Annotated in this window: 9 protein-coding genes; 2 read left to right on the top strand and 7 right to left on the bottom strand. The window is 52.1% G+C overall.

The window, feature by feature from the left end:
* Positions 1-29: 29 nt before the first annotated feature.
* Both PJE062_RS14775 and PJE062_RS14770 read right to left on the bottom strand, forming a co-directional pair.
* Positions 30-473, bottom strand: a complete 444-nt coding sequence (locus tag PJE062_RS14775) for a VOC family protein (protein WP_008549830.1) — start codon at positions 471-473, stop codon at positions 30-32.
* A gap of 491 nt (positions 474-964) precedes the next feature.
* Positions 965-1,894, bottom strand: a complete 930-nt coding sequence (locus tag PJE062_RS14770; protein ID WP_008549652.1) for a LysR family transcriptional regulator — start codon at positions 1,892-1,894, stop codon at positions 965-967.
* 235 nt (positions 1,895-2,129) lie between these two features.
* Here PJE062_RS14770 and PJE062_RS26380 point away from each other — a divergent pair, with 235 nt between their 5' ends.
* Positions 2,130-2,324 (top strand): hypothetical protein, encoded by a 195-nt coding sequence (locus PJE062_RS26380; protein ID WP_008549501.1) that lies wholly within the window; start codon positions 2,130-2,132, stop codon positions 2,322-2,324.
* A 140-nt stretch (positions 2,325-2,464) separates the two neighbouring features.
* Here the strand turns inward: PJE062_RS26380 and PJE062_RS14765 are convergent, their stop codons facing one another.
* The 4 genes from PJE062_RS14765 to PJE062_RS14750 all read right to left on the bottom strand — a co-directional run bounded on the left by PJE062_RS14765 (position 2,465) and on the right by PJE062_RS14750 (position 7,072).
* Positions 2,465-2,857, bottom strand: a complete 393-nt coding sequence (locus PJE062_RS14765; RefSeq protein WP_008549497.1) for a DUF302 domain-containing protein — start codon at positions 2,855-2,857, stop codon at positions 2,465-2,467.
* A gap of 245 nt (positions 2,858-3,102) precedes the next feature.
* A complete protein-coding gene (locus tag PJE062_RS14760; protein WP_008549511.1) occupies positions 3,103-5,397 on the bottom strand; it encodes an FdhF/YdeP family oxidoreductase in 2,295 nt (764 codons plus the stop codon).
* 46 nt (positions 5,398-5,443) lie between these two features.
* Positions 5,444-6,196: a formate dehydrogenase accessory sulfurtransferase FdhD gene (gene fdhD, locus PJE062_RS14755; RefSeq protein WP_008549681.1), complete on the bottom strand. Its 753-nt coding sequence runs from the start codon at positions 6,194-6,196 to the stop codon at positions 5,444-5,446.
* A 30-nt stretch (positions 6,197-6,226) separates the two neighbouring features.
* On the bottom strand, positions 6,227-7,072 hold the full coding sequence (locus tag PJE062_RS14750) for a patatin-like phospholipase family protein (RefSeq protein ID WP_008549989.1): 846 nt from the start codon (positions 7,070-7,072) through the stop codon (positions 6,227-6,229).
* Between the two features lie 213 nt (positions 7,073-7,285).
* Here PJE062_RS14750 and PJE062_RS14745 point away from each other — a divergent pair, with 213 nt between their 5' ends.
* Positions 7,286-8,050, top strand: coding sequence for a LuxR family transcriptional regulator (locus PJE062_RS14745; protein ID WP_008549802.1), 765 nt, complete (start codon positions 7,286-7,288; stop codon positions 8,048-8,050).
* Between the two features lie 318 nt (positions 8,051-8,368).
* Here PJE062_RS14745 and purD read toward each other — a convergent pair whose 3' ends face one another.
* A complete protein-coding gene (gene purD, locus PJE062_RS14735) occupies positions 8,369-9,649 on the bottom strand; it encodes a phosphoribosylamine--glycine ligase (protein ID WP_008549970.1) in 1,281 nt (426 codons plus the stop codon).
* Between the last annotated feature and the right edge of the window lie 22 nt (positions 9,650-9,671).

The raw sequence follows: 9,671 nt of genomic DNA, 5'->3' as shown, positions 1-9,671 counted from the left end.
GATAGCCCTAAGACTGCTCGGCTGCTGAATTAAGGCATTTGATAGAGCCCCAAAGCGTTTCCGAATGGGTCGGCAAACTCGGAATATGTTACGACCTCAGGTATCTCCACGGCCTCTCCCGTGTCGATTTTCAGTGCTGTGCGTGCGTTTTGGCTCGCTGCCATATCCTCCACCATAAAACGGACAATAGCGCCGCTTGGCTGAGTGTCATCGACCTCAAAGACTTGGAACCAAACCCCCGGCGCTACCTTGAACTCCACAATTCCGGGAACAGGTCTGAGCACCTCTGTGTCAGGGCCAAGAAACTTTGCGTACCACGCTTCTGCTTCCGCCAGCGAAGGCACCGGCACCCCAACAGTCACCTCTTGAAACGGCTCTGCCGAAACAGCGCCTGCAAACGCAAAAGAAGCAACAAAACCCAGAGCAAACCGACGCACAATAGCGCCTTTACCCTGCAATGAATTAAACAACATAACGACTCTCCATAACATAAATATAGCTACTATACTTTATGTGCATAAAGCCACATGTCAACATCTCCTCTTTTGACCTCGAAGTTTTGAGAGTGTCATTGGAACTGAAACGCACTCCTTGAGCCGAAAGAGGTAACGTAGTCCTTTGAGATATCGAGATGGCTGGAAGGTGTAATCCCGCGCAAACGCGATGGATCAACAGGCACTAACCTTTCCGTGGCTTATGCATTGGCCAGGGAGAGGATGGAGCATGATCAGGATGGCACTACCGTAATCCCTACATGCACAAACTCATCGAATTCACCAAAATTGGCAGCATCAAGTGGGGAAGCAAAATTTCATTCACAGCTGTCGACAGATAGGTTTGATCTGCTCAGGCAAGCTAGTGCCAATGCTTGCTTGGATACAGGCCGGAAAGGATAGCTTGAGCTTCATTACGGCCATCTGTTGGAACACAGTGCTTTCTAAGTGGCTGTGTTGTACAACGCAACTTAATCTACATCTGTCCCTAATGCTGCTTCAGCTATAATCCATTGGCAAAACTGCTCAACTTCAGGTCTGCGTCGGGCTTTGGGTAGTGTAACGATATGGTAGTGTAGATCTGAGGTAACGGTCTCAATGAAGCAGCGCTTGAGTTGTCCGGAGGAAAGCGCATCCGCTACCAGCGACGAGCGAACAAGCGCAAAACCTTCGCTTCGCTGGCAGGCAGCTAACATATCAGGAAATGCATCAAATACCGGACCATATTCAATTTTGCGGCAAATCCCTTCCTCAGCGAGTGAGACACCGTATATTTGCTGAAACCAGCGCTCCCAATCGAGAACTGTGTGCCGAGCTCCAGCATACTGAAGCAATGGTGCGGCGGACATTGCATTCTGATTAGGCAAATCTTGAGCCAGTACTGGTGAACAGACAGCAAACTCTTCTTCGACACCGAGTTTAGTCGCGGATAAAGTTTTATCACCTGCTCCAAGCCATACCGCGGCATCGACTTTCCCCGAATTGAGGTCAGCCCGTCGATACTCAAGGATCATGTTCAAGCTGATCGACGGAAACAAATTGAAGAATCTTTCAAGTCGAGGTGCCAACCATTGCGTGCCAAATTCGGGTGCGACTGAAATCACGATACTCTGTGTTTTATCGGAGTTCTGTGCCTCTTTGAATGCATCCCAAATATCGCCCAATCCGGTTTCTACCTTAGGAAGAAGTTTTTGTCCGAGGGCAGTAAGCTGTACGTTTGGCCGATTGCGAACAAAGACCGGGGCGCCAATATGGGTTTCCAACTGTGATATCTGATGACTAACGGCTGTTTGAGTAAGCCCCAAAGCTTCGGCCGCGCGGGTGAAGTTTCCAAGCTGGGCGACTGCTAGAAAAGCACGAAGGCATTGGAGAGGAGGTACCGCATTAGCTGGAATTATCATGAAAATCCTTCATAGTACTTTTAAATATGTTTCATTTCCATGATCGCTGTTTACATGGGCATATGACGACATGTTCATTCTTCAGTCAATCTACCGCATCATGAGAAAATTTGCTGTTGGTCAGTTGCGAGAGCCTGTCCAGCCGTTACCTCCTGAACGCAACGACCTTCGTCGCGACATTGGGCTTCCAGAAAACTGCAATGAAACAACGCATTGGTGGGAGCTTTAATGCAACATGCTGACACCAAATCTACCCATCTCTGCAATGCAAGAATGGTTGAGTTGGGTTTCTGGCACCAAATCGTTATGGGATACTGGTGCACTCTACGAGAATATAGCAGATCAGGCACTTATTGCGCGTGCTGTTGGCGTGCTGGATTGGTCTCTGGTGAGGGACAGCAGTACGTGCGCACTTATCCGTGGGAAGTAAGAGGCAGTTCAATCCTACGGAATATTTCGGTGCTGGAATGACTTTAGGAAAGTAAAGGTTTCAGTCTTTCTAGTCTTTACATATCCAGGGTCGTTCTACAGACCCTGGAATAGACTGAAGTTTCTGACGTGAAGTCTCGACTATTGGGCAGCTTTGGAGGTCAGCTTCGCCAAAACACCGCGCATTTTCTTGATTACTGGGGATTTATCGACATCATCCAGATCCTTCATTGTTTCTTTCGGATCCTCATAAGCCAACCAGACTTGACCTTCGGAATCCTCATAGACCTGCACTTTGAGTGGTAGGAATAGACCTGCCCGCGGATCGATTTCCATCGCAGGTGTGCCAAGAGCCGGATTACCGAAAATCAGCAACTGGTTCGCTGGAATGGACATGCCAACTTTTTTGGCTCCCGCTGCATGGTCAACACGAGCAAATATGGTTGCCCCTGCCTTTTGAGCAGTAGCCTCCAGTGCATCCATAGTCTCTTGCACTGCCTTATTGGTGTTGACCTTGATAATATCTTGAGCCATGGCGGGATACAAACTTCCAAGTATTAGAGCTGAAGCCAGAAACAAACTACGCAAAGCATCATCCTTCTTGTGAAACTTATTCGACTTGGGGGACATAAAGTTAAATGCAACAGAAGCCCAACATAAACTCCAAGCTGAAGAAATGGAGACTTTCCCTTACTGGAGCGTATTTATTTAACTACGGAAATATTCTGACTACATATAAATTATTTTCACATGATCGTGCTTCTCTCAAAGCAACACAATCACCCCCGCCGACGAGATTTCGACAGTGTCACCGGAATAGCCTTGCTTGTGGGTGTGTTGGATTGGTTGCCCGTGGAGTACACCGGAACGAGTACGTTCACCTCTGGGAAATAGGAGGCGATGCAGCCCTCAGGGATGTCGTAGGGCACCACCTGAAAATCCAGCGCGCGCCGGTTGCGGCCATCCTCACTAACAGTGCCAATATCAACCTTTTCACCTCTGGAAACACCAGCACGGCGCATGTCGATCGGGTTCATGAACACCACTTTACGTCCACCTGAAATGCCCCGATAGCGGTCATTCAGCGAGTAAATGGTGGTGTTGAACTGGTCGTTGGAGCGCATGCTCTGCAATGTGAAGGTGAGCTTCGGCGCCTTGGAGGTCAGCTGGGCAGCGGTTGCCAATGGTAGGGAGTAACCAGAAAACTCAGCCTTACCGGATTTGGTCGCCCACCGGCGGTCTGCAATCGGGTTGGCCAGATAAAACCCACCCGGTGTCCGCACCTGACTGTTGAAACCGGCAAACTCCGGCAGCAATTCCTCAATCTTCTCGCGAATGCGATCATAGTTCTCAATGAGATGCGTCCAGTTCACCACCTTGTTGCCAATGGTTGCTCTGGCAAGCCCGGCAATGATGGCAGGCTCGGACATCAGGAGATCAGAGGCTGGGGGATTAACCCCGGCGGAGCTATGGATCTTGGAGAGCGAGTCTTCCACGGTCACAATCTGATCGCCAGATCGCTGCTCATCATACTCTGTGCGCCCAAGGCTCGGCAGAATGTAGGAGAGGGAGCCAGTCATCAGGTGGCTCCGGTTCAGCTTGGTCGCAATGTTAATGGTCAGGCGACACTTACGAATGGCTTCTTCCGTCAGGCCTGTATCCGGTGCAGAGCGGGTGAAGTTGCCGCCAAGGCTCATGAACACCCGCAGCTTGCCCTCATTCATCATTTTGATGGCTTCAACCGAATCCACACCCGCGTGCATTTCCGGTTCAAACTCAAACACATCCTGCAGCGCCAGCAAAAACTCCTCGGATGGATCAGAGGTAATGCCCATCCGCCGGATGCCTTGCGTGTTCGCATGCCCCGGCATCGGACAGGCGCCTGCGCCCGGCTTGCCAACATTGCCGCGAATGAACAACAGGTTCATGATCTCGCGAATGGTCGCCACAGAGTGCTTGTGCTGGCTGATGCCAGTGCCCCACGTAATAATTGGACGATCCGCCTGCACATAGAGCAGGGCAGCCTTCTCGATTTCATCACGTGTCAGACCAGACTGATCCTCAATCTCTTTCCACGGGGTCAGCTCCAGCGCCTTCTCATAACTCTCAAACCCGCCGCAGTTCTCTTCAATAAACACACGGTCGATGATGCTATGGGTGAGAATGCGTTCGTTGTCCCACGCCAGAATGGCTTTCACCATACCGCGCACAGCAGCCATATCACCGCCCAGCTTGGGCGTGAAGAAGTGGCTGGCGACGGGGCGAGAGCCAAAGCGCACCATCTCCAGCTGGTTCTTCGGATCTGCATACCGCTCCAGCCCACGCTCGCGCAGCGGATTGAAGGACACAACCTGCGCACCACGCTTGGTTGCGTCACGAAGAACAGGCAGCATCCGTGGATCCGTCGCGCCCGGGTTATGGCCAAACACAAAGATCGCATCCGCCTTGGCAAAGTCTTCCAGCCGAACCGTCGCCAACCCGCACCCAATCGCTTCCTCCAGCGCAATACCACTGGCCTCGTGGCACATGTTGGAGCTGGAAGGGAAGTTGCTGGTGCCGTAAATGCGGCCAAACAACTGGTAGAGGAAGGCAGCTTCATTGCTGGCATGCCCGGAGGTGTAAAACACGACCTCCTTGCGATCTTTAATCGCCCGCAGCTCCGCGCCAATCTCCTTGAAAGCCTCAGCCCAGGTGATCTCGTTATAGCGGTCCGTAATCCTGTTGTAGCGCAAAGGGCAGGTCAGTCGCCCCTGGTCCTCAAGGTCGAAGTCAGAAAACGTCTGTAACTCAGAGACGGTGTACTCCTGAAAGAACGACTCAGTGATCCGCTTCTCGGTCATTTCCGCGGCCACAGCCTTCACACCGTTCTCACAAAATTCGATGGAAGTTGTTTTTTCCGGGTCCACCCACGCCACACCGGGGCCAATAAATCCGTCAGGCTGGTTGGTTTTTAAGACTGTTTTGATTCCTGAAGTGAGCGACGTGTTTTGCAGCAGAGCCTGACCACAGCTCCACACGGCACCCCAGCCACCAGCGGGAGCTGTTGATTTCTTTGCAATAATATTGTCGGACACGCCGGACTCCTCAGGCTCTTAAATCGCCCACGAACTTGATGAGTCGCTAGCTGTAGCGTGTGAAGCTGTATCCACGGTTGCAACTAAACAGATTTAAACAATTCTCTCGCGCCAGCTTGACAGCCAGATCGCTGGGCGTTGCCATAACAGCAAGCGTGCCCACACGGGCGCTGACAGCCTTCTGCACCAGATCAGAGCTGCACCGGCTCGTGGTGATGACAAGATCAACCGGCTCACCACTGCGCGCACCGGCCCCAAGCGCCTTGTCCATGGCGTTGTGACGGCCAATGTCCTCACGTACAGCCAGAATGTCCTCACCACAGCACACGGCAGCTGCATGCAAGCCACCACCGTAAATGTCGTTGAGTGTCTGCTTGGACTGCATCGCTTCAAACATGGCGCTGATGCTCTCCGTTTTGGGAGCAGGCTGCGGGGAAAGGGGAGTAAGCGCACGCAACGCCGCGCGAATGCTATCAAGACCACACAGCCCACACCCGGATGTCCCGGTCAGCAGGCGTTTGCGTTTCACAGCGGTGAAGAACTGCTCGTCTTCAATCTCCAGATTGACGCTGATGCCTTCCTCGCCATGTTCATGCAAGGCAATGGACTGCACATCCTTGATACCGGAGACGATGGACTCACTGATCGCAAATCCTACGGCAAAATCTTCAAGGTCTCTGGGCGTGGCCATGAACACAGCAAAGCCCTCTCCGTTCAGCGTGACCGCGACCGGAACTTCAGGAGGTAGCTTTCTGCCGTCATTGATAGGTGTTTGCCACTCAGGGTCTACAATAGACAACCCAGACTCCACTTCTTTCTATTCTTCTTATCAGGAGATTAGGTAGTTCTCGATCTTCTGGTCAAGCTCAACCTTCACACTATTCCTTAACCCAGAGCTATCTTCCAGAATTTCCCGCGCCTTCAGGAAATCAAGTACCTGATATTGCTTGATATTCGGGAAGATGGAAAGGTCCGGTGCCCGTATTCTCAATTTTTCCTGAGAAATGGTCTGCATCAGGATCTGGGTGGCTCCGAACACACTTTCGGTCGCGCTGGGCACAGCGCGCTTCTCATCCTTCTTCGGCGTACCAACCACATCCACGGCTATCACGATGTCACAATCGCTGGGCAGCACATCAAAGGGCAGGGGGTTCACCACCCCGCCATCAATCAGCACAGTGTTGTTCAGGTGCACAGGCTTGAAGACAAACGGAATGGCGATACTCGCAGAAACCGCGTCCACCAGATTTCCTTCCGCAAAGCGCACTTCCTCTGCCTTGTAGTAGTCCGCTGCAATGGCCTGAAACGGGATGGAAAGCTCAGAAAAGTCCTGCTTCAGCACATCACCGACAAAGACTTCCAGAACACGCTTGGAATCGAACTGGCCAAAACTGGACTTGCCGCCAATCAGGTCGGCAAAGCGTTTGGGCATGCTCACTTCCACCAGCTTACCCAGCACCTTCTTCCACTCGCCAAGCGTCTCCAGTGTGTACTCCTCAAGCTGGTCACCGCTCATCCCACCAGCATATCCAGCGCCAATCAAAGCACCGATAGAAGTGCCCGTAATGGCATGAGGGGTGAGGCCCATATCATCAAGAGCTTGCAAAACAGGAATATGGGAGAGACCGCGGGCGCCTCCGCCACCAAGGGCAACGCCGATCTTGGGAGTACTCATTGAAAGCCTGTTCCTTTAATATCTATAATAAAAATATAGGTGTTCCCCTCAGCTTTCCAATTGAAAACCGAGAAGAATACAGTGATAATCACCGCGACGAACATAGATAAACAATAGATGGGCGTTGGGGCAAACATATCATTTTATTTGGCGGCAGTTGAGCAAGGCTCGGCTGGCTGATGTGTAGCGGGGCTCCAATCTTGCGGTGTTACGATGAACTATTCCATGGGCTATCCGGCGGGCTTTGACCGAAATCTCCTGCAGTTTTCTCAAGAGCTATGGAACTGTTCATCCCTACAAGCACGCTGGGAAGAACTCACTCGATTTGCAGAAAAGCTCGGTTTTGAAAAAGGCGCCTACATCATCGTGCCCAAGATTGAGGGCCGTGTAGAGGATCGCCAGCCAATCTGCTTGTCCAACCATTCGCAGGACTGGGTCGAGCACTACAACTCCCATCACTACTACTTCAAAGACCCGGGTATGGACCACCTGCTCAGCGGCAGGAAGGTTGATCAGCTCTGGACGGATTACACTGTGCGTCCCACCAGCAAGGTGGACAGCGACTTCTTCAATGATGTCCGCTCCGCTGGTCTGAAGTTCGGTGTCACGATCCCTCTGGAGTGTTCCAACAAGCATTTGGTCGGTGGGGCCAGCTTTGCCTCATGCGAACGAACCCAGCTGGGCTTCGATGCGCAGATGACCTCCAACTACCCGGTTCTGAAGGGTGCAGTGCACCTTTTCCATACCTATGCGCAAGAACCCGAAACCCTAAGCGAGTTTTTTGGTTTCACGCCGCGGGAGCATGAATGCCTGCTTTGGTTGACGGCGGGGAGGGCAAATAAAGAAATCGCCCATATCCTGAATCTCTCTGAGAAAACTGTAGAACACCACATAAAACGGGCCTGCAAAAAGCTTAGAGTGACCAACCGTACGCACGCTGTGGCCCGTGCAATGACCTTTCAGTTGCTTTCACCTTAGGCACTTGCAACTTTAAGGCATCAGGGAAAATCCCCCATTGTTATGAGTTGTGCATTTATGCATACTCACATTTGCTAGAGGTTGCACTTTAGCTCCTGCATGGCACTTTTTCGCCTCGTGCAGTTGTTTGTGGTAGTTTATCAATTTGATCTGTTGGTCTGGGCACAGGCTGTCGTGGCCCGGCCGAATAGTGTAGATAAATACAACTCCTCCGAAGCCAGCTTCGGAGGATTTTTTTTGCCCACCCCCAAGCCACAAACAAAAAGAGCGGCCCTGCAGCCGCTCCCTTCAAAACTCAAAGATCAAAGCTGAACCGGATCAGCTCTGCTGCTCACGCTCAACAGCGCGCCAGCCGATGTCTTTGCGGTAGAACCCTTCCGGCCAGTCGATTTTTTCAATCGCAGCATAAGCTTTCGCCCGTGCTTGAGAAACAGTCGCCGCCCGTGCGGTGATGTTCAGAACACGGCCACCATTGGACAGCAGTTTCTCATCAGCAACCACGGTGCCTGCGTGGAAGATCTCTACGTCCGGATCAGCCGCAGCTTCCACCAGACCTTTGATCTCAGTCAGCTTCTCATAGGAACCCGGATAGCCCTTAGAAGCCATCACAACTGTGACGGCAGGATCACTATGCCATTCCGCATCGACTAGATCCAAAGTACCTTCCGCGCAACCAAGCAGAATTGGCAGCAGGTCGGTCTTCAGGCGCATCATCAGCACCTGACACTCAGGGTCACCAAAGCGAACGTTGTATTCAATCAGCTTCGGACCGTCCTTGGTGATCATCAGACCAGCATAAAGCACGCCTTTGAACGGGCAGCCCTGCGCCTTCATATCAGCGATGGTTGGATGGATGATTTCTTTCATCACCCGGTCCATCATCTCTTCGGTCATCACAGGGGCAGGGGAGTAAGCACCCATACCGCCGGTGTTCGGGCCTTCATCACCATCAAACGCACGTTTATGATCTTGTGCAGTGGCCAGTGGCAGCGCATTTACACCGTCAGACAGAACGAAGAAACTGGCTTCTTCACCCTCAAGAAACTCTTCTACAACAACCTCGGCACCTGCATCGCCAAATGCACCATCAAAGCAGCTGTCGACTGCGTCCAGCGCTTCCTGCTCGTTCATGGCGATGATCACGCCCTTACCAGCCGCAAGGCCATCTGCCTTCACAACAATCGGAGCGCCTTGCTCACGAATGTAGGTCTTGGCAGCATCTGCGTTGTCAAAGCGGCCATAAGCAGCGGTTGGCACATTCGCGCGGGCACACATGTCTTTGGTGAAGCCCTTGGAGCCTTCCAGCTGCGCAGCCGCAGAAGAGGGACCAAACACGCGCAGACCAGCATGTGTCAGGCTGTCGGAAAGGCCGTCAACCAATGGTGCTTCCGGACCAATCACAACGAAGTTGATGTCGTGCAAACGGCAGAACTCGATGACACTACGGTGATCAGTCAGGTCCAGTGCAATACATTTGGCAAACTGTTCAATGCCTGCGTTGCCCGGAGCAACAAACAGTTCATTGAGCACAGGAGATTTTGCCAAAGACCATGCCAGCGCATGTTCACGCCCGCCAGAACCGATCAGCAGAATATTCATGAGAGGTAGACCCTGAAATTAA

Origin of the sequence: Pseudovibrio sp. JE062 (assembly GCF_000156235.1) — a bacterium.
In the GTDB taxonomy this organism is placed as follows: Bacteria; Pseudomonadota; Alphaproteobacteria; order Rhizobiales; family Stappiaceae; genus Pseudovibrio.
Note: the sequence above shows the minus strand (reverse complement) of the source record. Positions and strands in the feature narration are given on the sequence as shown.